The sequence below is a fragment of the Aliishimia ponticola genome (genome assembly GCF_004803475.1).
Classification (GTDB): Bacteria; Pseudomonadota; Alphaproteobacteria; order Rhodobacterales; family Rhodobacteraceae; genus Aliishimia; species Aliishimia ponticola.
Genome location: NZ_SRKY01000005.1, coordinates 45,456 through 69,651 on the forward strand (window position 1 = coordinate 45,456; position 24,196 = coordinate 69,651).

Genomic DNA, 24,196 nt, shown 5'->3' on the forward strand with positions numbered 1-24,196 from the left:
GCGAAATGAGCAAGAACGAAAAGAAAAGAGGGCTCGGCCGGGGCCTGTCCGCTCTTATGTCTGATGTAACGGTTGAAGCCGCGTCTTCCGAAACTGTTAACCAACCTGGTGGTCCGCAATACCTTCCGATCGAATTTATTGAACCGAACCCCGATCAGCCGCGGAAACGGTTCACTGACGGGGAGATGTCTGATCTCGTTTCCTCCATCCGCGAAAAGGGTATCATCCAGCCGCTGATCGTCCGGCAAATGAGTGACACGAACTACCAGTTGGTCGCGGGCGAACGTCGGTGGCGGGCGGCGCAGCAAGCCAATTTGCACGAAGTCCCAGTTGTTGTTCGTGATTTCACAGATGTTGAAGTGATCGAAATCGCGATCATCGAGAACGTCCAGCGGGCGGATCTGAACCCAATTGAAGAAGCGGCTGGTTACCGGCACTTGATGGACGGTTTCGGCCATACGCAGGAAAAGCTGGCGGAAGCCTTGGGCAAAAGCCGGAGTTACATTGCTAACCTGTTGCGCCTCCTGCAATTGCCTGCCAGCGTTCAGGCTTTGCTGGAGGATGGAAAGCTTACATCCGGCCACGCGCGTGCGCTGATCACAGCCCCAAATGCAGAAGAGTTGGCGCAGAAAATCGTGGCCGAAGGGTTGTCAGTGCGAGAAGTAGAGGCGCTGGTAAAAAAGCAAGCCGCAGGCGATGGCGCGCCAGAAAAGCGATCCACCAGCAAGAAGGGCGCGTCCAGCAAGGACGCAGATACAGTTGCGCTGGAAGGTGATCTTTCCGCTGCCATCCGTATGCGCGTATCGATCAACCACAATCCCGGAAATGACGGTGGGTCCATGACCATCCAGTATAAAACTCTGGATGATCTGGATGAGCTGTGCAGGGTTCTTAGCGGTGGTTAATCTTCAATAAGCCGCTCCAATACGGCATTGAGAAGTTTAACATACTGATCTGAAACGATTATTTGGTCATCGCGCCGAATTATCACGCCCTCGCTTTCCAGTTCCGCAAGGATATTGGGGGATAAATCTTGCCCGGCTAACTCTGTGAACCGGTCGAGGCTCACACCTTCCCGCAGACGCAGGCCCATCAACAGAAATTCGACGCCTTGCTCCTCTGCGGACAAAAGCTGCCGAGTTTCCTGATCACGTCCAGCCAGCGCGGCTTGCAGCCACTTTGCGGGGGACAGCGGCGTTTCGGTCGCTGTGCGTGTGCGTTCGGGATGTGAAAACCGCCCGTGCGCTCCGGGGCCGATCCCAACATAGTCGCCGTAGCGCCAGTAGATCAGGTTATGGTTCGACTGTTCCCCCGGCGCGGCGAAATTCGACACCTCGTACATAGGAATCCCGGCGGCTTTGCACATCTCTACAGTCACGTCGTACATGTCCGCTGAGTCGTCTTCTGATGGCAGACCGCCCAGTTTGCCGCGTTTGTACCGATCACCGAACGCCGTGCCGCTTTCGATCGTCAATTGGTACAGCGACAAATGTGAAAAACCCATTGTTAGGGCCTGTTTCAACTCCGCTGTCCAGTCCGATACCGATTGGTTCTGCCGGGCGTAAATCAAATCGAAACTGGCGCGATCAAAGGCATTCTGCGCAATTTCCATCGCGCGCACAGCCTCTGCCGCGGAATGTAGGCGACCCAGGCGTTTAAGATCCGGATCGTTCAACGCCTGCACGCCCAAAGAGACGCGGTTCACTCCGGCGGTGCGATAGTCGGAAAAGCGCGAAGCCTCGACAGAGCTTGGATTGGCTTCCAGCGTGATCTCAATGTCATTGGCGACGGAAAACCGTGTTGCAACCCGGTCGATGACAGCTTGCACCGTCGACGGTTCCATCAGGCTAGGTGTCCCACCGCCAAAGAATATGGATTGAACGACGCGGCCGGGAAGCTCGTCGGCATATCGGTCGATCTCGCGCAGATAGGCGGATTTCCAGGCGTCCTGGTCTATGGATGCGGAAACGTAGCTATTGAAGTCGCAATAGGGGCATTTCGCCTCGCAAAACGGCCAGTGCAGGTAAATGCTGAACCCGCCGTTTTGCCAGTTTTCAAGCAAGGATCTTTGACACCATGTCTTTGATCGCCAAGGCTCTGTGGCTAATCGCGTTTTTCTCTTCCCAAGTCATCTCTGCAAAAGTCACGTCATGCCCGTCTGGGATAAAGATCGGGTCGTATCCGTGCCCTTCGCGTCCGCGCGGTGGCCAGACAAGATGACCCGGTGCGTGACCAACAAACACTTCTTCGTGCCCATCGGGCCAAGCCAGAACCAGCGTCGCACAGAAACGAGCGGTGCGCGGATATGGAGCGTTCTTTTCCTCAAGCAGTCGATGGGTTTTCTCCATCGCCATCATGAAATCACGTCCGTTTCCGGTTTCGGCCCAGTCAGCGGTATAGACACCGGGCGCGCCATCCAGCGCGTCCACCTCAATGCCGCTGTCATCGGCGAGGGCGGGCAGCCCGGTTGCCTGACTTGCCGCATGGGCCTTGATCCGCGCGTTGCCGATGAACGTGTCTTCGGTTTCCTCGGGTTCGGGCAAATCGTGGTCCGCCGCACCGGTGACAGAGATCCCCAGGTTCCCGAAAATCTCTTTCATCTCCTTCAGCTTGCCCGCGTTATGAGTCGCGATCAGCAGGGATTTTTCCGAAAAGCGCCGGGTCACGACACCGCTTCCGCCTGTTTCGCGACTAATTCGGCAACACCGGCTTCTGCCAGGTCGATCAATTCGTTCATCTGATCCCGGCTATAGGTCGCACCTTCGGCAGACATTTGCGTTTCGATCATCTTACCGCCGCCGGTCATCACGAAGTTGCCGTCCACGCCGGCTTCGCTGTCTTCGGGATAATCCAGATCAAGCACCGGTTGGCCCGCGTAGATGCCACAGCTTACCGCGGCGACATGGTCGATCAGCGGGTCAGATGTGATGACTTTTGCGGACAGCAGTTTGTTCGTGGCGAGGCGCAGTGCGACCCAACCGCCGGTGATCGATGCGCAGCGCGTTCCGCCATCTGCTTGCAGCACGTCGCAATCGACGGTGATCTGACGTTCGCCCAAGGCGACGCGATCGACACCTGCGCGCAAGGATCGTCCAATCAGCCGTTGGATTTCGACCGTCCGGCCGCCTTGCTTGCCAGAAGCCGCTTCACGGCGCATCCTTGTATTCGTGGCACGAGGCAACATGCCGTATTCAGCCGTCACCCAACCAAGGCCGGTGCCTTTGATGAAGGGCGGCACGCGATCTTCAATCGTCGCGGTACACAGCACGTGGGTGTCGCCGATCTTGATCAAGCAGGAGCCTTCTGCATGTTTCGTAAAGCCTGTTTCGATTGAAACTGGCCGCATTTCGCTTACGTTTCTTCCGGAAGGTCGCATGATAGCCTCGCTGCTGTGGTTCGTTGGGGGATAGCGTCATGCCGAATGTGGGCGCAACCCCGATTGACCTTTCGAGGCGGTCGATTTTTAGTGCTGTTCGTCCAAGGTGTCTGACATGTCTGATGCATCCAACATACTAAACGAACTGAATGACCGGTCCCGCGAGGTGTTCCGCCGGATTGTCGAGACGTATCTCGACACAGGTGATCCGGTCGGTTCGCGGTCCTTGACCCGTGATTTCAGCGAAAAAGTATCTGCCGCGACGATCCGGAATGTGATGCAGGATCTTGAGTATCTTGGTCTGTTGGACAGCCCCCATATCAGCGCCGGGCGCATTCCGACGCAGATGGGATTGCGCATGTTCGTCGATGGCATTCTGGAGATTGGCATCCCCGACGAGAAGGACAGGGAAAAGATCGATGCCACGCTTGGCCAGAACAGCGGCGATGTCAGCGCCATGCTGGATCGCGTCGGTTCCGCCTTGTCGGGTGTGACACAGGGCGCATCGCTGGTTCTTGCCCCCAAGCATGAGGCTGCGATCAAGCATATCGAATTTGTGCCACTCGCCTCAGACCGGGCGCTTGTGGTTCTGGTCTTTGCAGATGGGCATGTCGAAAACCGTTTGTTCACGCCACCGCCGGGCCAGACACCCAGTTCGATGCGCGAGGCGGCGAATTTCCTGAACGCGCTTGTCGGTGGGCGGACGCTCAGCGATACGCGGCGCGTCATTCAGTCCGAGATCGAAAAGAAACGTCAGGAGCTCGACTCTGTGGCGCGGGATCTGGTCGATAGTGGGCTCGCGCTTTGGATGGAAGACGACACCCACACGGAACGACTCATCGTGCGGGGGCGGTCGAATCTGCTGACCGATGAGCAGGGCGAAGAGTTGGAGCGCGTCCGCGTCCTGTTCGATGACCTTGAGCGAAAGCGCGACATCGCTGATTTCCTCGAACTGACCGAAGAAGGGGACGGCGTGCGTATTTTTATCGGCTCGGAGAACAAACTTTTCTCACTTTCGGGTTCCTCTTTGGTGGTTTCTCCATATATGAACGCTGATCGTAAAGTTGTCGGTGCGATCGGAGTGATTGGACCGACACGTTTGAACTACGGTCGGATCGTGCCGATCGTTGATTACACTGCGCAATTGGTCGGAAAACTTCTGTCCGACCGAACCTAGAGAGACACGATGGCTGAGCCTAAGAAAGACCAAATCCTAGATGAGCTGATGTCCGGCACTCCTGACAGTGATGATCTGCAAAGCCTAGATGAACTTGCAGAGGGTGACGCGGACGATCCGAGTGTAGAGCTTGAAGAGCTTCGGGCGGAACGTGACGACCTTCGGGACAAATTCATGCGCGCGCTGGCGGATGCCGAGAATGCGCGCAAACGGTCGGAAAAAGACCGGCGTGAGGCGGAAAATTACGGCGGGTCCAAGCTGGCCCGGGACATGCTGCCGATCTACGACAACATGAAGCGTGCCTTGGAAGCAGCGGCCAATACCGCGAATGATGACCAGGCCGCGTTGGTCGAAGGTGTTGAGCTGACGATGCGCGAATTGCTGCACGTCTTCAGCAAGCACGGCATCACGCCGATTTCGCCGAAAGCTGGCGATGCTTTCGATCCGCAACTGCATCAGGCCATGTTCGAAGCGCCGGTGCCCGGCACCAAGGCGGGCGATATCATTGATGTCGCGGCGGAAGGGTTCATGTTGCATGACCGCCTGCTGCGTCCGGCCCAGGTTGGCGTGTCTTCGACCCCGGCAGCCTAAGCCTTGGACGCGGCTTTCAGCTTGTAGATCAGATCGAGCGCATCGCGCGGCGACAGATCGTCAGGCTGAATCTCCTCCAACAATTCCACGACCGGTGACGTTTCGGACGCATCGGTCGGGGCGGCGCTTGGCGCCACTGAAAACAGCGGAAGATCGTCGATGATTGTACTGGGATTGGCTTTGCCTTCCCGGCTTCCTTTCTCCAAAGCATCCAGAACAGTGCGCGCACGGGCAATGACCGATTTCGGTAGCCCGGCCAGTTTCGCGACCTGCACGCCGTAGGATCGGTCTGCGGACCCTTCGCGGACTTCGTGCAGGAAAATAACGTCGCCTTCCCATTCCTTCACAGCCACCGTGGCGTTCTTCACGCCATCAAGCTTGCCAGCCAAGACCGTCAATTCATGGTAATGCGTCGCAAAAAGCGCGCGGCATCGGTTCACGTCATGCAGATGTTCCAGCGTCGCCCAAGCGATGGACAACCCGTCATAAGTGGATGTTCCTCGCCCGATCTCATCCAAAATCACCAGCGCCCGGTCATCCGATTGGTTCAGAATTGCGGCGGTTTCCACCATCTCGACCATGAAGGTCGACCGCCCACGTGCCAGATCGTCGGACGCGCCAACGCGGCTGAAAATCTGACTGACACTGCCGATATGCGCGCGCTCCGCCGGAACATAGCTGCCGATCTGCGCAAGGATGGCAATCAGGGCGTTTTGCCGGAGGAATGTCGATTTACCCGACATGTTCGGACCGGTCAAAAGCCAGATGGATGCCGCATCGCCGTCACCGCCCAGATCGCAGGAATTGGCGATGAACTCGTCACCGGATTGACGTTTCAGCGACGCTTCGACCACAGGATGCCGACCGGCCACGATATCAAAGCTTCGGCTGTCATCCACGATGGGACGAGTCCAGTTTTCGCGCGTTGCCAGATTTGCCAAAGCGACCAGAACGTCCAGGGCGGCCAGTGCGCGACTGGTCTGGTGAAGTTCGGCGGCCATGCTGACGACAAGGTGGCGCAATTCCTCAAACAGAGCCTTCTCAATCCCCTGCGCCTGATCGCCGGCAGATTGAATCCGCGCCTCCAAATCGCTGAGTTCGACCGTCGTGAACCGGACCTGATTTGCCGTGGTTTGCCGATGAATGAACGTGTCCGACAGCGGCGCGGACATCATACGTTCCGCGTGGGTGGCCGTGGTTTCCACGAAATAGCCAAGCACGTTGTTATGCTTGATCTTCAGCGAAGACACGTCTGTTAGAGACTGATATTTCTGCTGCATTGACGCAATGACAGAGCGTCCTTCGTCGCGCAGGGTTCGCGCCTCGTCCAGTTCCTCATGCGCGCCGGGGGCGATGAACCCACCGTCCCGGACATGGAGGGGAAGCTCTGCCACCAGCATTTCGTCCAACTGGTCGAGGATATGTTCACGTCCTTGCAGATCGGTCAGGGGATCAGACACGCTTTTCGGCAGATCGTCTTGGGCGGCCAGCAGTTGGGACAACGCACCAGCCTGTTCAAGCGCCTTGCGCACGGCACCCAGATCCCGAGGGCCACCGCGATCCAGCGATAGCCGAGAAATCGCCCGCTCCAGGTCTGGCACGGCCCTGAGCGCGGATCGCAAATCCTCGGCAAGTGCCGTGTGATTTACGAAATAGCTAACCCCATCCAGTCGGTCCGCAATCAGGTCATGGTCCCGCGACGGGCTGGAAAGCCGCTGTTCCAGAAGCCGCGCACCCGGCGCGGTTGCCGTCATGTCGATGACGCTTAGCAGCGATCCCGCGCGACCGCCCGACATGCTTTGCGTCAGTTCCAGATTACGGCGCGTCGCCGCGTCGATCTGAACGGTGCGATTTTGCGCCTCCTGCTTGGGGGGCAGCAAAAGCGGCAGATTCCCCTTCTGCGTGAGATCGATATACGACACCACGGCCCCAAGTGCGGCGACTTCCGCGCGGGAAAACTGGCCGAACGCGTCCAGCGATTGCACGGAATATACGTCTTTCAACCGCGTTTCGGCAGCCGTGCTGTCAAAGGCGGACCGGGGCAGGTCGGTCAGCGCGATTCCGAAATCCTCTTCAAGATACCGAAGGTCTTGCGCATTGGCTTCCGACACAATCAATTCGGCCGGGGACAGTCGCGCAAGTTCAGCGCCCAATCGAGTTTGGGGCAGGCTCATCACTTGGACGGACCCTGTCGACATATCAGCCCATGCAAGCGCGGATTCGTCTCTAACAACGGAAAATGCGGCCAGAAAGTTGTGCTTGCGCGCTTCAAGCAGGGTTTCTTCGGTCAGCGTGCCGGGGGTGACGATCCGCACCACGTCCCGCTTCACCACGGATTTTGACCCGCGCTTCTTTGCTTCTGCCGGGCTTTCCAACTGTTCACACACGCCGACGCGGAAGCCCTTGCGGATCAGCGTCAAAAGATACCCTTCGGCCGCATGAACCGGCACGCCGCACATGGGAATATCGGCACCGTCATGCTTGCCGCGTTTGGTCAGGGCAATATCCAGCGCTTCGGCCGCCGCAACCGCGTCATCGAAGAACATCTCGTAAAAATCGCCCATCCGATAGAACAGCAACGCATCTTTATGCGCGTCTTTGATCTCCAGATATTGTGCCATCATTGGCGTGACGGACATGCCAAACCCCCAAGTTTTGTCGGGCGACAATACAAACGCGGCGGCACGGGCGAAAGTCGGTAAATAGGTCTGTTGAGGCGCAGCGCAGGCCTTGTTAAGACGCTTCAGCTATCGGAGGGGCCCACGATGAAGAATAACCGGATTACTGAAGAGGAAGCGCTCGCTTTCCATCTCGAACCGACACCCGGGAAGTGGGCCGTCCAAGCGACGGTTCCAATGACCACACAGCGGGATTTGAGCCTTGCGTATTCGCCCGGCGTGGCGGTTCCCTGCGTTGCCATCGCAGAGGCGCCGGAAACGGCCTATGATTATACGAACAAGGGCAACCTGGTTGCGGTGATCTCGAACGGGACGGCTGTTTTGGGCCTTGGAAATCTGGGCGCGCTTGGCTCCAAACCGGTGATGGAGGGCAAGGCGGTTCTGTTCAAGCGGTTCGCTGATGTGAACTCAGTCGATATCGAGCTGGACACAGAAGATCCGGACGAATTCTGCAAAGCGGTCAAACTGATGGGGCCGACATTTGGCGGCATCAACCTTGAGGACATCAAGGCGCCGGAATGTTTCATCATCGAACAGCGCCTCAAGGAAGAGATGGATATCCCGGTCTTCCACGATGACCAGCACGGAACGGCGGTGATCTGCGCGGCGGGCTTGCTGAATGCGCTGCATCTGTCGGGCAAGAAGATCGAAGATGTGAAAATCGTGCTGAACGGGGCGGGGGCCGCCGGGATCGCATGTATTGAATTGCTGAAATCCATGGGCGCGCGGCATGAAAACTGCATCGTCTGCGATACCAAGGGCGTGATCTATCAAGGTCGGACCGAGGGCATGAACCAGTGGAAGTCCGCGCATGCGATCTCTACCGAGCTGCGCACGCTGGAAGAAGCGATGAATGGTGCCGACGTGTTCCTTGGCGTTTCCGTCAAAGGGGCCGTAACGCCTGATATGGTTGCAAGCATGGCCGATAACCCGGTCATCTTTGCGATGGCCAACCCCGATCCCGAAATCACCCCCGAAGAAGCGCATGAAGTCCGGGTCGATGCAATTGTTGCCACGGGGCGCAGCGATTACCCGAACCAAGTGAACAACGTGCTTGGTTTCCCGTATCTGTTCCGGGGCGCGTTGGATATTCATGCGCGCGCCATCAATGACGAGATGAAAATCGCCTGCGCTCATGCTTTGGCGCGGCTTGCGCGCGAAGATGTGCCTGACGAGGTCGCCCTGGCCTATGGGCGCAAACTTACCTTTGGTAGAGACTATATCATCCCGACGCCCTTCGATCCGCGCTTGATCTACACGATCCCGCCGGCCGTGGCGAAAGCTGGGATGGATACCGGCGCAGCGCGTCGTCCGATCGTGGATATGGACGCCTATGAGATCGGGCTGAAGTCGCGGATGGACCCCACCGCCAACATTCTGCGCGGCATCAACGCGCGGGCACGTGCGAACCAAGCGCGCATGATCTTTGCAGAAGGCGACGACCCCCGGATTTTGCGCGCAGCGGTTCTGTATCAGCGGTCCGGCCTTGGCAAAGCCCTGGTTGTCGGGCGGCATGACGACGTGAAACGCAAGCTGGAAGACAGTGGTCTTGGCGATGCGGTCCGCGAGTTGGAAGTCGTGAACGCGGCCAACACGCCGCATCTCGATACCTATAAGGAGTTTCTGTATCAGCGGCTGCAACGTCGTGGACACGATATGAAGGACATCCATCGTCTTGCGGCGCGTGATCGTCACGTATTCTCGTCGCTGATGCTTGCCCATGGACATGGCGATGGTCTTGTCACCGGCGCGACGCGAAAATCCGCGCATGTGCTTGAGCGGATCAATCACGTCTTCGACGCGGATGCGTCCCATGGGGCGGCCGGGATTACCGCGCTGCTGTATAAAGGACGGATCGTTCTGATAGCGGATACGTTGGTGCATGAATGGCCCGACCAAGAAGATCTTGCCAACATTGCAGAACGCGCGGCGACTGTTGCGCGGAACCTTGGCCTTGAACCGCGGGTCGCTTTCGTCAGCTTCTCTACCTTTGGGTATCCGGTGTCAGAGCGTGCCGAAAAGATGCACCAGGCGCCACGGGTTCTGGATTCGCGGGGCGTTGACTTCGAATATGAAGGCGAAATGACCGTCGATGTTGCTTTGAATGAATCGGCGCAGGCCAATTACCCGTTCCAGCGGCTTACCGGTCCGGCCAACATTCTTGTCGTTCCGGCCCGGCATTCAGCAAGCATTTCCGTCAAGCTGATGCAGGAAATGGCCGGGGCAACCGTCATTGGCCCTATCTTGAGTGGCGTGGATCACTCCATCCAGATTTGTTCGACGACACATACGGCGAACGACATTCTGAACATGGCAATTCTGGCGGCATGCCGGGTCGGTTAATTGCCCACGAATGGCGCTGACGCACCCCAAAGTTGCTTCACGCGTGCGTCGCGCCCGCAAGCCTTGCGATAGCGCTTATATGCTTCGGCCTTCGTCTTGACCCCAAACCGGGTCAGGACGCGGTCTGAGCTTTTGTAATAGTCTTGGTGATCGGCTTCGGCCTTGTAGAAGGGGCCAGCTGGCAAAACAGGGGTCACGATCTTTGCGCCCAAGTCCTGTTCTGCCTTCTTGATCGCCGCTTGTGCCAGCGCGGATTCCTGCGGTGAAGCTGTAAAGATGGCCGTGGCATAGCTTTGACCGCGATCACAGAATTGCCCGCCCGCATCTGTCGGATCGACGGAGCGCAGGAATAGGTCCAGCAATGTCGCGCGGGACACTTTGGCAGGATCGAATGTAATTTCGACCGCCTCGTAATGGCCGGTGCCGCCCCGCACCACTTGCTTGTAAGACGGGTTTTCCACCGTCCCGCCGGTAAAGCCTGATACGACGCCACTGACCCCGGCGACCTTCTCGAAATCAGCCTCTACGCACCAGAAACAGCCGCCTGCGACGACGAGCTTATCGGCGCTGGCCAGATGGGGAAAACCTAGCGACGCGATCAGGACCAGAACGTGGGACAAGCGCATAAGACACCTCATTTTTCTTGAAACTGAAGCAAAGCGGCTTGCGGCGCAATTCACGGAACGGTTAGCTCACAGCGAGGTGAAGAGGAGAAAGCCCATGCATATCGCAATGTGGTCAGGGCCGCGTAACTTGTCGACGGCGATGATGTATAGCTTTGGCGCGCGCGCAGAGTTCTCGGTTCTGGATGAGCCGTTCTATGCAGCCTATCTGGATGCGACAGGTCTGGATCATCCGATGCGCGCCGAAATCCTTGATACCATGGAAACGGACCCGGCAGTTGTCGCGCAGCAATTTCAGACGAAACATAGTCTCTACACGAAGCAAATGACCCACCACATACTGGATGGTTTTCCGCGCGACTGGTTTGCGAATGCCCGGCATGCGTTTCTGATACGCCATCCGGCGCGTGTGGTTGCAAGCTATGCGGTCAAGCGCGAAGCGCCGACGCTGGATGACATCGGGTTCGTGCAGCAATGCGAGATTTTCGAGGAGGTGCGGGCAATGGGAACGGACCCGGTCGTCGTGGACAGTTTCGACATTCGCCAAGACCCGGAAGCGACATTACGCAAACTGTGCACCGCGCTGGGCCTTGATTGGGATCCGGCCATGCTGCACTGGCCGGCGGGTGGTCACCAAAGTGACGGCGTCTGGGCGGCCCATTGGTACGGCGCTGTCCACAAATCCACCGGTTTTGCGGACCCAGAAGGGCCCTTGCCCGAGATTGCGGACGATTTGAAGCCGTTGGTGGACGCCGCCATGCCGAGTTATGATCGACTGGCGGCGTTCAAGATTTAGCCGGAGCGTTTGTTGCGCGCGGCCAGCAGCTTCAGGCGCAGCGCGTTCAACTGGATGAAGCCCTTTGCGTCGGCCTGATCATATGCGCCCGCGTCGTCTTCGAAGGTTACATGCGCTTCGGAATATAGGCTGTAATCGGACCAGCGGCCCACACAGCGCGCCGAACCTTTGTACAGTTTCAGTCGCACGGTGCCGGTGACATGCTCTTGGCTCTTGTCGATCAGGGCTTGCAGCATTTCACGCTCTGGCGAGAACCAGAAACCGTTGTAAATCAGTTCGGCATAGCGCGGCATGATCTCATCCTTGAGGTGTGCCGCCCCGCGGTCGAGCGTGATCGATTCGATGCCGCGATGCGCTTCAAGCAGCAGCGTCCCGCCCGGTGTTTCGTAGATGCCGCGCGACTTCATACCCACGAAGCGACCTTCGACCAGATCAAGACGTCCGCAGCCGTGCTTCCCGCCCAATTCGTTCAGCTTGGTCAGGATTTCCGCCGGGGACAGCTCATGCCCGTTGATAGAGACTGCATCGCCTTTCTCAAAACCGATCTCGACATATTCCGGCTTGTCGGGCGCGTTCTCTGGATGCGTGGTGCGCTGGTACACGTAGTCGGGGGCTTCTACTGCCGGATCTTCCAGCACTTTGCCTTCGGAGGATGTGTGCAGCAGGTTGGCATCGACAGAAAACGGCGCTTCGCCGCGTTTGTCTTTGGCGATCGGAATCTGGTGCTTTTCGGCAAAGTCGATCAGCTTGGTCCGCGACGACAAATCCCACTCACGCCAGGGCGCGATCACCTTGATATCCGGGTTCAGCGCATAGGCGGAAAGTTCGAACCGAACCTGATCGTTGCCCTTGCCTGTGGCGCCATGCGACACGGCATCTGCGTTCTCGGCTTCGGCGATTTCCACCAAACGCTTCGAGATCAGCGGCCGTGCGATGGAAGTGCCCAGCAGGTACAGCCCTTCATACAGCGCGTTCGCGCGGAACATCGGGAATACGAAATCGCGGACGAATTCTTCGCGCAGGTCTTCGATGTAGATCGCGCTGGCGCCCATCATCTCCGCCTTTTTGCGGGCGGGTTCCAGCTCTTCGCCCTGGCCCAGATCGGCGGTGAAGGTCACGACCTCGCAACCGTATTCCGTCTGTAGCCATTTGAGGATGATCGAAGTGTCGAGACCGCCAGAATAGGCGAGAACAACTTTCTTGGGCGCGCTCATAGTCAGAATTCCTTCACATGTCCGGTTGCGCGATAGCTGTTTTGGCGAGAACCCGCAAGATTGACCACCTGTATCGAACGGCTTAGGGCGAAAAGGGATGAAGAAAGGGACGATCATGACTTTCAGGCAAGCGGCGCGTAAAGCGGAACAGGCCATGCGAAGCGTTTTTCCGAAGACGCCGCTTTTGCGGAATGACCACCTGTCCCAACGCTTTGACGCCGATATTTTCCTGAAGCGAGAGGATTTGAGCCCGGTCCGATCTTACAAGCTTCGTGGTGCCTTCAATGCGATGCGCAAAGTGCTGGATCATAGTCCGAACCAGACTTTGTTCGTTTGCGCCAGTGCGGGAAACCATGCGCAGGGCGTCGCCTATATGTGCCGGCATTTCGGGGTGACGGGTGTCATCTTCATGCCGGTGACGACGCCGCAGCAGAAAATCCTGAAAACCACGATGTTCGGTGGCGATTTTGTCGAAGTCCGGCTGACGGGCGATTATTTCGACGACACGCTGGCCAGCGCTCAGGAATATTGCGCCAGGGAAAAAGGGCATTTCTTGTCGCCCTTCGACGATGACGACGTGATCGAAGGTCAGGCCTCTGTCGCGGTGGAGATCGAAGACCAGATGGAGAGCCTGCCAGATCGCATCGTTTTGCCTGTTGGGGGCGGAGGATTGGCGTCGGGCATCTATTCCTATTTCGGGCCGGAGATGCAGTACACTTTTGTCGAACCCATGGGTGCGCCGTCCTTGCATGCCGCGCTTGAAGCGGGGCGGCCCGTCGATGTGTCCCCCGTGAACAGTTTTGTCGATGGCGCCGCCGTGGCGCAGATCGGCGCACGGAATTTTGAAAGGCTCAAAGGGGTCGCCCCGTCAGATGTGGTATCGATCTCCGAGGATCGCATCTGCACCACGCTGATCGAGATGCTGAACGTCGAAGGCATCGTGCTGGAACCGGCTGGCGCGTTGGCGATCGAAGCCTTGGCAGACGTGGCAGAAGATATTCGCGGGAAGTGCGTCGTATGCGTTGTGTCTGGCGGCAATTTCGACTTTGAGCGCTTGCCGGAGGTGAAGGAACGGGCGCAGCGCTATTCCGGCGTGAAGAAATACTTCATTCTGCGGCTGCCGCAGCGCCCCGGTGCGTTGAAAGATTTCTTGGCCATCCTTGGCCCGAATGACGATATCGCACGGTTTGAATACCTGAAGAAATCTGCCCGAAATTTCGGGTCCGTGCTGATCGGGATCGAGACATCGGCCCCCGAAAACTTCAACGCATTGTTCGCGCGGCTGGACGATGCCGGGTTCACCTATACCGATATTACAAACGACGACACCGTCGCTCAATTCGTTCTCTAACCTGCAAGTTTCAGGTCGAAATCTGTGAGAAACGCATCCTTGGAGTCGCGATAGATTCCGACGATTTCCGGCACATTGACCTTACCCGCGTTGCCTTGCGAGGCGGCGGTTTCGCCCTGACGGCACAGGTCCGCAAAAGCGACGAAGCCCAGATTGCTGGCGGAGCCTTTCAGGAAGTGCAGATCGTGTTCCATGGATCGGTCAGCATTGCCCAGCGCGGCAATCGTCAATTCCACCTCTTCAAGAAACAGATCGACAACTTCGCTGAAATCCTCGCGCCCGATATCTTCGCGCAACTCGTGTACTTTGTTCCAGTCGATCAGAGCTGACATGCGCATCACCTTCTTCCAAGCAACGCCAATCTTGTCCCATGGATGCCTTGCCGGAAGGTGAACTCGCGACCGCCTCTTCGCTAAAGTTTTATTATTGATGGATTCTTCACACACTGCGGTCAAAACGGAAGAAACTGGGCCGGATACGTATGCAAATTTCCTCACTCCAATCCGACGTGAAAGCTGCGGTAAGCACGGGGATCGTTCGCCGGGTGCTGGTCGTTGACGACAGTCGTCTGGAACGGAAAATCCTGTCCTCCCTGCTGACGAAGTGGGGCTATGACGTGCAGCAGGCGGATTGCGCCGAGGCCGCGTTGGATCTGTGTGCCCAATCCATGCCCGATATCATTTTGAGCGACTGGATGATGCCGGGGAAAAGCGGTGTCGATTTCTGCCGGGATCTGAGGGCGCTCAAATCCTCCAGCTATACCTACTTCATCCTGCAAACCGCGAAGAGCGATAAGTCAGAAATCGCGCAAGGTCTGGATGCGGGTGCGGATGACTTCCTGACGAAGCCGATAAATTCCAGCGAGCTGCGGGCAAGGATCAGCGCGGGTGAGCGGATTCTTGATATGCAGTTTCGGCTGCGGGAACAAAACCGCGCGCTTGAGGATGCGCTGCGCGAGGTGGAGCGTTTGAATGACGCGCTCGACAGTGATTTGCGCGGTGCCCGGGATTTGCAACAATCGCTGTTGCCTGAGCGGCACAAAACCTTTGGCAACTTCAATGTTTCGCTGTTGCTGCAATCCAGCGGCTATGTCGGCGGCGACCTTGTGGGCTTCTTTCCGGCGGGCCCGGATCATCTTGGGATTTATGCGATCGACGTGTCTGGGCATGGGATCAGTTCGGCGTTGATGACCGCGCGTTTGGCTGGATTCCTTTCACCCGTGGCCCCGGATCAGAACGTCGCGCTGCGCCGGGTTTCGGGCGATGTTTTCGCGCCGATTCCGCCAGCGCAGGCGATCAAAACGCTGAACCGGATGGTTCTCGAAGAAATGTCGACAGAGCATTACTTCACCATACTGCTTGGGCATCTGGAACTGGAAACCGGTTTGCTGCGTCTTGGTCAGGCGGGCCACCCGCATCCGCTGTTGCGCCGCGCGAACGGGGATATCATCCAACAATCGCCGGGCGGCTTTCCGGTCGGCTTGATCGAGGATGTGGAATTCTCTGAGTTCGAGGTTCAACTTGCCCCGGGCGATCGGTTCCTGCTGCACTCTGACGGGATCACGGAATGCCCGCGGCCCGATGGGGAAATGCTGGGCGAAGAGGGGCTGGAAGCCTTTGTGCGCGACCTTGATGATCTGGATGGGGCCGCGTTCTTTGAAACATTTATGTGGAAATTGAACGAATTCGCCGATGGCGCGGCACTGCCTGACGACGTTTCGATGGTCCTGCTTGATTACGCGACAAAGCCGTGACGGATCGCCTTGTGCAGAAACAGCCGGTCGCCATCATTGCCCAGCGCGTCCAGGGCATCCTCCGGTGTCAGCCATAGCGGATCATGGTCGGGTTCCGATGGGTCCGAAAGCCGGCGACCGGGCCGCGCGACATAGATGTGGCACAGCTTTTCCGCCATCAGATCGTATTCCGGCATATAGACAAAGCGGCGAAACGCCCCCAACCGGCGCGGGGCCGAGATGGTCCAGCCGGTTTCCTCCATCACCTCGCGAAACAAAGCCGGTCGCACCGCCTCACCAGGTTCAATTCCACCCCCGGGCAATTGGATATCCACCGCGTCGCCCCATTGCGCGGTAAGCAGCAGCCTGCCACGATACGGCAGGATCGCGTAGGCGCCGGGACGCAGCCGATAGCGTTCCGAGATGTCCATGGTTTCACCGACGCGGGGGATCATGGGGTTTTCCTTTTGGAAGGGCTGACTATATAGCGCCGATATGCCAATCTCAGGCAAACAAGGAAACCCCATGAATATCGGTCACAAAATCGCGTGGGACGACACGGTCCTGCCATTCCAACTTGATGCAGCCGACATTCGCGGCCGTGTCGCCCGCCTTGACGGAGTTCTTGGCGGTATTCTCAAGCAGCACGACTATCCGCCGGTGGTCGAAGCCCTCGTAGCGGAAATGGCTCTGCTGACGGCGCTGATCGGTCAGACGATCAAGTTGCGGTGGAAGCTGTCTTTGCAGGTGCAGACAAAGGGCGCGGTCCGCATGATCGCGACGGATTATTATGGCCCGGAGAAAGAGGGCGATCCTGCCCGGATTCGCGCCTATGCCAGTTACGATCCGGACCGCGTGACAGATGCGCCCCCGTTCGAGCAATTGGGCGAAGGGTATTTCGCAGTCATGATCGACCAGGGTAAGGGCATGGCCCCGTATCAGGGCATTACCCCCTTGGCTGGCGACTCGATTTCCGCCTGCGCCGAGGCGTATTTTGCGCAATCCGAACAATTGCCCACCCGGTTCGAGCTGAGCTTCGGCCAATCAACAGAGCCGGGTGAGGGGACGCGGTGGCGCGCTGGCGGCATCATGTTGCAGCATCTGCCCAAGGCGTCTCCGTTCGTGTCGCAGGGCGAAGGGTCGGGCGAAGTGCTTCAGCCGTCGGATATCGTTCAGGGCGACGAGGCAGAGAATTGGTCGCGCGTGAATATGCTGCTCGACACTGTTGGCGAGCTTGAACTGGTCGGCCCCTCGGTGGCGCCGAGTGATCTGCTTGTCCGGCTTTTCCACGAGGAACAGCCGCGCGTGTATGACACCCAAATGGTGCGCTTCGGCTGTACCTGTTCGGAAGAGCGCGTGCGTCAGAGCCTGTCGATCTACTCGATGCGCGATATTGAGAAGATGACCACGGACGATGGCCGCGTGACGGCGGATTGCCAGTTCTGCGGTGCGCATTATGTGCTGGACCCCACGACCTTGGGCTTTGACAATGACGGCAACCCGGATGTCTGACGTGATGGAGAGGGCGTTCGCCGCGCTTGGAAATGGCGCGCATCGCCCCTCTTCTGACTATGATCTGAACAAGAACATCAAATTGCCAGCTGATCGGACACTGCGTCCCGCAGGTGTGCTGATTATCATTCGTCCGGATGAAAGCGGCCCGACCGTCTATCTGACGAAGCGATCTTCCGCGTTGAAGCACCATCCCGGCCAGGTCGCCTTTCCCGGTGGGAAGCAGGATCCAGAGGATACCGACATTGTCGCCGCCGCCTTGCGCGAGGCACGTGAGGAAATCGGCCTGCCGGATGGGGCGGCGACAGTGATCGGCCAGCTTCCGGCGCATGAGACCGTCACAGGATTCACGGTTACTCCGGTTATTGCCCGGTTAGACACTGATTTCGAGGTGATCCCCGAGGCGGGCGAAGTGGCGGAGGTGTTCTCTGTCCCGCTGGCCCACCTGCTGAAGCCAGAGAACTTCCAGATCCAGTCGCGGCGCTGGCGGGGACAGATGCGGGCGTATTACGCCATTCCATTCGGCCCCTATTACATCTGGGGCGCGACCGCGCGTATCCTTCGGGGATGGGCAGATGCGGTGGATTTGTGATGAAACTGACGGGTGACTGGCTGACACGGCGCGAAACCCGTCAGCTTTTCGATCTTTATGCCGCCGCCCGGTATGAACTTTTTGCCGTTGGTGGTTGCGTGCGTGCCGAGTTGATGGGGGAACCCGTGTCCGACATCGATATGGCCAGCAACGCACCGCCCGAAACGGCGATGGCGTTCCTGCGGGCCGCTGGACTGAAGGTTATTCCCACGGGGATTGACCATGGGACGATAACCGCTGTTGTCGCCAATACCCCGTTCGAAATCACGACCTATCGGCGCGACGTTGAAACCGATGGGCGCCGCGCGGTTGTTGCGTTTTCGGACCGGCTTGAGGATGACGCCCAGCGCCGCGACTTCACGATGAACGCGCTGTACGCTGCGGCGGACGGCACCATCACGGACCCGGTCGGCGGTTTGCCCGATCTACAGGCCCGCCGCGTCCGGTTCATCGGCAACGCGGTAGATCGGATTCGCGAAGACTATTTGCGCACGCTTCGGTTCTTCCGGTTTTCGGCGCGTTACGCGAATTCTGAAAACGGCTTCGACGCAGAGGCATTGGCAGCAATTGCAGAGAATATCTCTGGCCTGAATTCCCTGAGCCGCGAGCGTGTCACGACCGAGTTGCTCAAGTTGCTGAAGGCCCGCGATCCGCTGCGTGCTGTGATGACCATGACCCGGATCGGGGTCACGGCGCAGATTTTGCCCGGCTGCGATCCGACCCCGTTTGGTCCCTACCTGCATTTCGAGGACCGCTTGGGCATTGCCCCGCACCCGGTTCATCGGTTGGCGGCGCTGATCTCCGAGGACGTGGCCGAAACCTTGCGATTGAGCCGGGCGCAGATGCGTGAACTGGCGGGGCTTCGACGTCTGGCCACTGGGACATGTTCCATCGGGGAGCTTGGGTATCGCCTTGGTGCGGAGGATGGGCGCGTCGCCTTTGCGCTGCGCTGTGCATTCCTTGAACTCGTGCCCGCCGGAAACGCGACGGTGGCGATCGACAAAGGCGCACGCGCGAAATTTCCCATTTCGGCCAGTGACTTGATTGACAGCTATTCTGGTCAAGAACTGGGCGATCAGCTCAAATCCCTTGAACAGCGTTGGATCGAATCAGAGTTCAAACTGACCCGGGAAGAGCTTTTGCAGTGACACCTGACCGTGGGTCGGATATTTGGCAGGTAAGAGATTTCATATCGGCTTCCATTCCCACCCATGCGATGCGCTTCGACCTGATCGGCGGCGCATGACGCTTCGCTCGCCGTGAAACTCATTCAACGCAGGTAGAATGCCATGTTTCGCTTTTTCGAGAACCTCGTCGATCCGTACACGCCGTACAAGGAAACGGATACGCCCCCGCAGGCGCTTTGGCCGTTCCTGTGGGACTATTGCCAGCCGTTCAAAAAGGTCTTTGCGCTGACGGCGTTCATGTCTGTGGTCGTCGCTGCGGTGGAAATCTGGCTTATAGGGTATATGGGCCGCGTGGTCGATTTGCTGGGGGGCGATCCCGCGCAATTCTGGGCGGATCACGGCACGGAGGTTATCCTCGTCGCCGTGTTCATCCTGCTGATCCGCCCGGCGCTACAGGCATTTGATGTGCTGCTTTTGAACAACGCTGTGTTGCCCAATTTCGGAACGTTGATCCGGTGGCGGTCCCATAAGCATGTGCTGCGCCAATCGGTCGGCTGGTTCGAGAACGACTTTGCCGGGCGTATTGCCAACCGGATCATGCAAACGCCGCCAGCCGCGGGTGAGGTGATCTTTCAGGTCTTCGACGCGATAGCCTTTTCGCTGGCGTATCTGATCGGCGCGGCGTTCCTGCTTTCGACCTCTGATCCGCGATTGATGCTGCCGCTGGTGATCTGGTTCGGGCTTTACATGCTGCTGATCCGCTGGACGGTAAAACGCGTCGGTCCTGCCTCGCAAGCGGCATCCGATGCCCGGTCGACGGTGACGGGGCGGGTGGTTGACAGCTATTCCAACATTCATTCGGTCAAGATGTTCGCGCATCACGACCGTGAACTGTCCTATGCGCGCGAAGCGATTGAGAATACGCGCAAGACCTTTCAAGTGGAAATGCGGCTCTACACGTTGATGGATGTGATGCTGGTCGTGCTCAACGGCCTTTTGATTGTCGGCGTGGTCGGGTGGGCCATTCTGCTTTGGTCACAGGGCAGCGCAAGCGTTGGCGCAGTGGCTGCGGCGACGGCCCTGACGCTGCGGCTGAATGCGATGACGGGTTGGATCATGTGGGCGTTGACGACGTTTTTCCGGCAGTTGGGTGTCGTCGCCGAGGGGATGGAGACGATTGCCCAGCCCATCGATCTGGTCGATACCGCCGGTGCCAAGCAGCTATCGCTGACAAAGGGCGAGATCGTCATAGACGGTGTGTCACATCACTATGGGCGCGGCGCGGGCGGGCTGGATAACGTCTCTATCCACATCAAACCGGGCGAAAAGGTCGGTCTGATTGGGCGCTCCGGGGCGGGGAAATCCACGCTGGTGAAGCTGCTGTTGCGGTTCTACGACGCTGAGCGGGGCCGGATTCTGATCGATGGCCAAGATATCACCGGTGTCACGCAAGAGAGTTTGCGGCAGAATATCGGGATGGTTCAGCAGGACAGTTCGCTGCTGCACCGGTCGGTCCGCGACAATATCCTATATGGCAAGCCTGACGCGCGCGACGAGGATATGATAAAGGCGGCGCTGAAGGCGCAAGCACATGATTTCATCCTCGATCTCGCGGATCAGCAGGGGCGCTCCGGTTACGATGCGCAAGTCGGGGAACGTGGGGTGAAACTGTCGGGCGGGCAGCGCCAACGGATCACATTGGCGCGGGTCGTTCTGAAAGACGCGCCAATCCTGCTGTTGGACGAAGCGACCAGCGCCCTAGATTCCGAAGTGGAAGCAGTCATTCAGGATACTTTATACGGCATGATGGAAGGCAAAACAGTCATCGCCATCGCGCATCGCTTGTCTACCATCGCGCAGATGGACAGGATTTTGGTGCTTGATCAGGGGCGGGTCGTCGAAGAGGGCACGCATGAAGGGTTGTTGGCGAAAAACGGTCTCTATGCAGGGTTCTGGGCGCATCAGTCCGGCGGGTTTCTTGATGTCGAGGCCGCGCAATGATGCACATTTCCAGCTGGATTGACGCTTTTCGCCCGGCGGATGGCCCGCCACCGCAGCGCCTTTGGCCGTTCATGTCGTGGTGCCTGTCCGGCAGTTGGCCCGCGCTGTGGCTTGCTGCGATCTTCTCTGGCCTTGCGGGCGCGATGGAAGCTGGCACAGCCTATATCCTGGGGCTGGTCATCGATACGGCCGTCAGCGATGGGCCGGACGGGTTCTTCGCGCCTGAAAACACCGCGATGATCATCGGCGCGGTCGCGTTCTTCCTGCTGGCGCGGCCTGTGTTCTTTGGCCTGTCGAACGCATCGAACGCGATCATCGTGCAGCCCAACGTCAACCCGCTTGTGTTGCAACGATTGAACCGCTGGACGCTGGGCCAATCGGTGACGTTCTTTGACAATGATTTCGCTGGGCGTCTTGCGCAAAAGCAGATGCAGGCGGCGCGGGCTGTGACCGATGTCGTGACCGAGGCAATCAACGTGATCGCATTCGCGCTTGCGTCGCTTGGTGGGGCGCTTTTGTTGCTTGGAACGATTGACTGGCGCGTCGTGGCGATTTTTTGCGTTTGGCTGATTGGATATTTCGCGTTGATCCGCTGGTTCCTCCCGCGTGTTCGCAAGCGGTCGGCGGCGCGGGCCGGATCGCGGACCATGGTTTCCGGTCAGATCGTCGATACCATCACCAACATCAAGACGGTCAAGCTGTTTGCCCATTCGGATTTCGAAGATGTCGCCGCGCTGGGCGCGCTTGAGACGTTCCGCGAAAGATCGATCGCCTTTGGGCGCTTGTCCGCCCTTTTCCGGATTTGCCTGATGACGCTGGCAGGACTGCTGCCAGTGCTTTTGATCGGTGCGAGCCTGCTTCTGTGGCAACGCGGCATGGCAAGCACCGGCGATATCGTGGCGGCAGGGACGGTGTCCGTGCGCATTGCGCAGATGACCGGCTGGGTGTCGTTCACGCTGATGCAGGTCTATTCCAATATCGGCGAGATCGAGGACGGTATGCGCACGCTGACCCCGCGCGAGCGTCTTGAAGATGCCCCTGGCGCGACTGAGCTTGTCGTGACCGACGGCGAGATTTCTTTCGAAGGTGTCGAATTCGCCTATGACCGTGAGGCGGGCGGGATCAGCGATATCAATCTGACCATAGGGGCGGGGGAGAAGATCGGCGTGGTCGGGGCCTCTGGCGTGGGTAAGACGACCTTGGTTTCGCTGCTGCTTGGCCTGTTTAGACCCGAATCCGGTACGATCCGCATTGATGGTCAGGACACAACGCTGGTCACGCAGGACAGCTTGCGCAAGCAGATCAGCATGGTCACGCAGGATACGGCGATGTTCAACCGTTCGGCCCGCGACAACATCATGTATGGTCGGCCCGATGCGTCGGAAGAAGACATGATCGCGGCGGCAAAAGCGGCAGAAGCGCATGAGTTCATACTTGGGCTGAAGGATCATAAAGGGCGCGAGGGCTATGACGCCTATCTGGGCGAGCGCGGGGTGAAGCTGTCCGGTGGGCAGCGGCAACGGATCGCTCTGGCCCGCGCCATTTTGAAGGACGCGCCGATCCTTGTGTTGGATGAGGCGACCAGCGCTCTGGATAGCGAGGTCGAAGCCGCGATCCAATCCGCGTTGGAGCGTGTAATGGAAGGTAAGACGGTTCTTGCGATTGCGCACCGTCTGTCCACCTTGTCCGAAATGGACCGATTGATCGTGATGGATGGGGGCAAAATCGTCGAAAGTGGCACCCATGACGATCTGCTCGCATCGGGCGGGCTGTATGCGCAGTATTGGCAACGGCAGTCCGGTGGGTTTATTCGGGCCGAAGCGGCAGAATGATCGGACGACGATGCAGAATTACGAAATCAAAGCGCTGGGCCGGCAGGGCGATGGCATTGCCGAGGGACCAGTGTTCATCCCAAGAACGCTGCCCGGTGAGATCGTTTCCGGCCAGCGCGACGGGGACCGGGTCACGGACGTTCGGATCGTAACGCCCTCGGCGGATCGCGTCGCGCCGCCATGCCGTCATTTCAAGTCCTGTGGCGGTTGCCAGATGCAACATGCCTCTGACGCGCTGGTCGCGGATTGGAAGGTCGGGATCGTGCGCACCGCATTGGCGGCACAAAGCCTTGATGCGCCGATCCGCGGGATCGAAACCTCCCCAACCCGTAGCCGACGCCGCGCACGGTTCGCGGCACGGCGGACGAAATCGGGCGCTTTGGCCGGGTTTCATGGGCGCAAATCGGATGTGCTGGTCGATGTCGTGGACTGCCCGCTTATCTCGGACGACCTTGCAAAGGGGCTTGACCTGACCCGCGCGCTTGCTGTGGTCGGCGCCAGCCGCAAAGGCGAAATCTTGGTGCAGTGCAACGCGGTTCAAGGCGGGTTGGACGTGTCCGTCGAAGACGGCAAGCCGCTGGATCAAGAGCTGCGGATCAAGCTGCCTCAAATCGCGGCAGAGCATGGCGTGCTACGCCTGACCTGGAACGGTGAACTGGCCGCGCAGCTTGCGCCGCCGCAGCACAAGATTGGCAAGGCAGATGTTCCGCTGCCGCCCGGCGCGTTTCTTCAGGCGACGGAGCATGGCGAGAAAGCGCTTCAGGCCTTTGTCCTAGAGGCAACGGAAGGCGCGCACGCGGTGGCGGATTTGTTCGCCGGGTGCGGAACCTTCAGCCTGCGTCTGGCCGAACGCGGTCCGGTTACGGCGGTGGAGGGCGACAAGCCAATGACCCGCGCGCTGCAAGAGGCGGCCAATCACGCCGGGCTGGCCTATCCCGTTCGGTCGCTGACACGCGATCTGTTCGACGATCCGCTGACCGAACCGGAGCTTGCGAAATTCGACGCCGTTGTGCTGGACCCACCGCGTGCGGGTGCGCAAGCCCAAGCGCAACGCCTTGCCAAAAGCGACGTGCCGGTGATTGCCTATATCTCTTGCGATCCGGCAAGTTTCGCGCGTGATGTGCGCATCTTGGTCGACGGTGGATACCAAGTGGAATGGGTGCATGTGGTCGATCAGTTTCGCTGGTCGCCCCATACCGAGGTTGCGGCGCGCCTGACGAAATCCCATATGCAGCCCGGACGTGACTAAGA

The 24,196-nt window shown here is 58.7% G+C and carries 22 protein-coding genes; 13 read left to right on the top strand and 9 right to left on the bottom strand.

Features of this window, described 5'->3' with window-relative positions:
- The first annotated feature begins 5 nt into the window (after window positions 1–5).
- Entirely contained in the window at window positions 6–905 is a 900-nt protein-coding gene (locus E4Z66_RS16865) for a ParB/RepB/Spo0J family partition protein (RefSeq protein WP_136464234.1), read from the top strand.
- On the opposite strand, the gene hemW is transcribed toward E4Z66_RS16865, so the two are convergent.
- From hemW to rph, 3 genes are read right to left on the bottom strand one after another with little or no spacing between them, the layout of a single operon-like run.
- Window positions 902–2,062 carry a radical SAM family heme chaperone HemW gene (hemW, locus tag E4Z66_RS16870; RefSeq protein ID WP_136464235.1) on the bottom strand — a complete coding sequence of 387 codons (1,161 nt, stop codon included), beginning with the start codon at window positions 2,060–2,062 and terminating at the stop codon, window positions 902–904. The genes E4Z66_RS16865 and hemW overlap by 4 nt on opposite strands.
- A complete protein-coding gene (gene rdgB / locus E4Z66_RS16875; RefSeq protein WP_136464236.1) occupies window positions 2,055–2,666 on the bottom strand; it encodes an RdgB/HAM1 family non-canonical purine NTP pyrophosphatase in 612 nt (203 codons plus the stop codon). The genes hemW and rdgB overlap by 8 nt, the downstream gene beginning before the upstream one ends.
- Window positions 2,663–3,376: a ribonuclease PH gene (gene rph / locus E4Z66_RS16880; protein WP_136464237.1), complete on the bottom strand. Its 714-nt coding sequence runs from the start codon at window positions 3,374–3,376 to the stop codon at window positions 2,663–2,665. Before rph ends, rdgB begins: the two co-directional genes overlap by 4 nt.
- Before the next feature lie 115 nt (window positions 3,377–3,491).
- Here rph and hrcA point away from each other — a divergent pair, with 115 nt between their 5' ends.
- Both hrcA and E4Z66_RS16890 read left to right on the top strand, forming a co-directional pair.
- Window positions 3,492–4,553 (top strand): heat-inducible transcriptional repressor HrcA, encoded by a 1,062-nt coding sequence (hrcA, locus tag E4Z66_RS16885; RefSeq protein ID WP_136464238.1) that lies wholly within the window; start codon window positions 3,492–3,494, stop codon window positions 4,551–4,553.
- Between the two features lie 9 nt (window positions 4,554–4,562).
- Window positions 4,563–5,144: a nucleotide exchange factor GrpE gene (locus E4Z66_RS16890; RefSeq protein ID WP_136464239.1), complete on the top strand. Its 582-nt coding sequence runs from the start codon at window positions 4,563–4,565 to the stop codon at window positions 5,142–5,144.
- On the opposite strand, the gene mutS is transcribed toward E4Z66_RS16890, so the two are convergent.
- The gene (gene mutS, locus E4Z66_RS16895; RefSeq protein WP_136464240.1) at window positions 5,141–7,783 is read right to left on the bottom strand and encodes a DNA mismatch repair protein MutS; all 2,643 of its coding nucleotides are present in this window, start codon (window positions 7,781–7,783) and stop codon (window positions 5,141–5,143) included. The genes E4Z66_RS16890 and mutS overlap by 4 nt on opposite strands.
- A 126-nt stretch (window positions 7,784–7,909) precedes the next feature.
- Here mutS and E4Z66_RS16900 point away from each other — a divergent pair, with 126 nt between their 5' ends.
- The gene (locus E4Z66_RS16900; protein ID WP_136464241.1) at window positions 7,910–10,165 is read left to right on the top strand and encodes an NADP-dependent malic enzyme; all 2,256 of its coding nucleotides are present in this window, start codon (window positions 7,910–7,912) and stop codon (window positions 10,163–10,165) included.
- Here the strand turns inward: E4Z66_RS16900 and msrA are convergent.
- Window positions 10,162–10,791 carry a peptide-methionine (S)-S-oxide reductase MsrA gene (gene msrA / locus E4Z66_RS16905; RefSeq protein ID WP_246036060.1) on the bottom strand — a complete coding sequence of 210 codons (630 nt, stop codon included), beginning with the start codon at window positions 10,789–10,791 and terminating at the stop codon, window positions 10,162–10,164. The genes E4Z66_RS16900 and msrA overlap by 4 nt on opposite strands.
- A 94-nt stretch (window positions 10,792–10,885) precedes the next feature.
- Between msrA and E4Z66_RS16910 the strand changes: the two genes are divergently transcribed.
- Window positions 10,886–11,584 (top strand): sulfotransferase, encoded by a 699-nt coding sequence (locus E4Z66_RS16910; protein WP_246036061.1) that lies wholly within the window; start codon window positions 10,886–10,888, stop codon window positions 11,582–11,584.
- Here E4Z66_RS16910 and E4Z66_RS16915 read toward each other — a convergent pair.
- On the bottom strand, window positions 11,581–12,798 hold the full coding sequence (locus tag E4Z66_RS16915; RefSeq protein WP_136464244.1) for an argininosuccinate synthase: 1,218 nt from the start codon (window positions 12,796–12,798) through the stop codon (window positions 11,581–11,583). The two genes, E4Z66_RS16910 and E4Z66_RS16915, sit on opposite strands and share 4 nt — an antisense overlap.
- Window positions 12,799–12,895: 97 nt before the next feature.
- Here E4Z66_RS16915 and ilvA point away from each other — a divergent pair, with 97 nt between their 5' ends.
- Window positions 12,896–14,149 carry a threonine ammonia-lyase IlvA gene (gene ilvA, locus E4Z66_RS16920; protein ID WP_425456154.1) on the top strand — a complete coding sequence of 418 codons (1,254 nt, stop codon included), beginning with the start codon at window positions 12,896–12,898 and terminating at the stop codon, window positions 14,147–14,149.
- Here the strand turns inward: ilvA and E4Z66_RS16925 are convergent.
- On the bottom strand, window positions 14,146–14,481 hold the full coding sequence (locus E4Z66_RS16925; RefSeq protein WP_342773461.1) for an Hpt domain-containing protein: 336 nt from the start codon (window positions 14,479–14,481) through the stop codon (window positions 14,146–14,148). The genes ilvA and E4Z66_RS16925 overlap by 4 nt on opposite strands.
- A 176-nt stretch (window positions 14,482–14,657) precedes the next feature.
- On the opposite strand from E4Z66_RS16925, the gene E4Z66_RS16930 reads away from it, so the two are divergent.
- Window positions 14,658–15,902, top strand: a complete 1,245-nt coding sequence (locus E4Z66_RS16930) for a PP2C family protein-serine/threonine phosphatase (protein WP_246036062.1) — start codon at window positions 14,658–14,660, stop codon at window positions 15,900–15,902.
- Here the strand turns inward: E4Z66_RS16930 and E4Z66_RS16935 are convergent.
- The gene (locus E4Z66_RS16935) at window positions 15,884–16,336 is read right to left on the bottom strand and encodes an NUDIX domain-containing protein (protein ID WP_136464247.1); all 453 of its coding nucleotides are present in this window, start codon (window positions 16,334–16,336) and stop codon (window positions 15,884–15,886) included. The two genes, E4Z66_RS16930 and E4Z66_RS16935, sit on opposite strands and share 19 nt — an antisense overlap.
- A gap of 70 nt (window positions 16,337–16,406) precedes the next feature.
- On the opposite strand from E4Z66_RS16935, the gene hslO reads away from it, so the two are divergent.
- From hslO to E4Z66_RS16960, 5 genes are all read left to right on the top strand, one after another.
- Window positions 16,407–17,393 carry an Hsp33 family molecular chaperone HslO gene (gene hslO / locus E4Z66_RS16940; protein ID WP_136464248.1) on the top strand — a complete coding sequence of 329 codons (987 nt, stop codon included), beginning with the start codon at window positions 16,407–16,409 and terminating at the stop codon, window positions 17,391–17,393.
- Window positions 17,386–17,985: a CoA pyrophosphatase gene (locus E4Z66_RS16945; RefSeq protein ID WP_136464249.1), complete on the top strand. Its 600-nt coding sequence runs from the start codon at window positions 17,386–17,388 to the stop codon at window positions 17,983–17,985. Before hslO ends, E4Z66_RS16945 begins: the two co-directional genes overlap by 8 nt.
- Window positions 17,985–19,133: a CCA tRNA nucleotidyltransferase gene (locus tag E4Z66_RS16950; RefSeq protein ID WP_136464250.1), complete on the top strand. Its 1,149-nt coding sequence runs from the start codon at window positions 17,985–17,987 to the stop codon at window positions 19,131–19,133. The genes E4Z66_RS16945 and E4Z66_RS16950 overlap by 1 nt, the downstream gene beginning before the upstream one ends.
- 141 nt (window positions 19,134–19,274) lie before the next feature.
- Window positions 19,275–21,113 carry an ABC transporter ATP-binding protein gene (locus tag E4Z66_RS16955; RefSeq protein WP_136464251.1) on the top strand — a complete coding sequence of 613 codons (1,839 nt, stop codon included), beginning with the start codon at window positions 19,275–19,277 and terminating at the stop codon, window positions 21,111–21,113.
- The gene (locus tag E4Z66_RS16960; protein ID WP_136464462.1) at window positions 21,113–22,945 is read left to right on the top strand and encodes an ABC transporter ATP-binding protein; all 1,833 of its coding nucleotides are present in this window, start codon (window positions 21,113–21,115) and stop codon (window positions 22,943–22,945) included. The genes E4Z66_RS16955 and E4Z66_RS16960 overlap by 1 nt, the downstream gene beginning before the upstream one ends.
- On the opposite strand, the gene E4Z66_RS19895 is transcribed toward E4Z66_RS16960, so the two are convergent.
- Window positions 22,920–23,168 (bottom strand): hypothetical protein, encoded by a 249-nt coding sequence (locus tag E4Z66_RS19895; RefSeq protein WP_246036063.1) that lies wholly within the window; start codon window positions 23,166–23,168, stop codon window positions 22,920–22,922. The two genes, E4Z66_RS16960 and E4Z66_RS19895, sit on opposite strands and share 26 nt — an antisense overlap.
- Here E4Z66_RS19895 and E4Z66_RS16965 point away from each other — a divergent pair.
- On the top strand, window positions 23,160–24,194 hold the full coding sequence (locus tag E4Z66_RS16965) for a class I SAM-dependent RNA methyltransferase (RefSeq protein WP_246036064.1): 1,035 nt from the start codon (window positions 23,160–23,162) through the stop codon (window positions 24,192–24,194). The genes E4Z66_RS19895 and E4Z66_RS16965 overlap by 9 nt on opposite strands.
- The last annotated feature ends 2 nt before the right edge of the window (window positions 24,195–24,196 follow it).